Source organism: Mycobacterium sp. shizuoka-1, assembly GCF_002723835.1.
Lineage (GTDB): Bacteria > Actinomycetota > Actinomycetes > Mycobacteriales > Mycobacteriaceae > Mycobacterium.
In genome coordinates this window covers 1-933 of record NZ_BEWG01000125.1, presented here as the reverse complement: position 1 = coordinate 933, position 933 = coordinate 1, and the positions used below count along the sequence as shown (strand labels likewise).

The window sequence follows — 933 nt, the reverse complement described above, 5'->3', positions numbered from 1 at the left end:
TTCCAGCCGTCGATGAATGCGCTGATGGCTGCGACGAGTTCTTTGACGCTGTTGAACGATCCGCGCCGGATGGCCTGGCGGGTGATGATCGAGAAGAATACCTCGACCATGTTCAGCCATGACCCTGAGGTCGGGGTGAAATGCAGTGTCACACGTGGATTCTTGGCCAGCCAGGCGTTGATGTCGGCGTGTTTGTGGGTGTGGTAGTTGTCGCATACGACATGCAGTCGACGCTGCGGGTAGGCCCGTGCGACCGCTTTGAGGAAGTCCAAGAACTCGGCTTTGCCGTGGCGCTCATAACAGCGGTCGGTGACCTTGCCGGTCGCGATCTCGAGCGCGGCGAACAAGGTGGTAGTGCCGTTGCGTTTGTAGTCATGGGTCGCCTTCTCGGGCAGTCCCGGCCGCAGCGGCAGGATCGGCTGGGTTCGATTGAGTGCCTGGATCTGGCTCTTTTCGTCCACGCACAACACGATCGCCTTGGCCGGCGGATTCAGATACAGACCCATCACGTCACGGACCTTGGCCTCCAACTCCGGGTCGGTGGAGAACTTGAACGTCTCGCGCCGCCACGGCTTGACCCCGTAGCGTCGCCACGCCCTGGCCACCGTGGCGTCCCCGACACCGAGGCGCTTGCCCAATAATCGACTCGACCAGTGCGTGACCGCCAACGATTCCGGTGGCGGCTCCAATGTGGCCGCCAGGATCGCCGCGTCATCGACGGTCTTGGGGCGGCCACTGCGCGGCTCATCGGCAAGTCCGTCAATCCCGAACGCGGCGAACCGATCCCGCCACTTGATCACCGTCGGCCGCGACACCCCCACCCGCCGTGCCGCACCCGAGGTACCAGCCCCGTCGGCTACGGCCAACACGATCCGCGCCCGCTCGACATGGCCGGCAGACACCGTCGAGGACCGAGTCCACGACTCCAACGTC

At 64.1% G+C, this 933-nt stretch carries 1 protein-coding gene; it reads right to left on the bottom strand.

Annotated elements, in window-relative coordinates:
* Positions 1–933, bottom strand: a 933-nt coding sequence (locus MSZK_RS29940) for an IS630 family transposase (RefSeq protein ID WP_099252155.1), incomplete at both ends; no start/stop codon positions are given.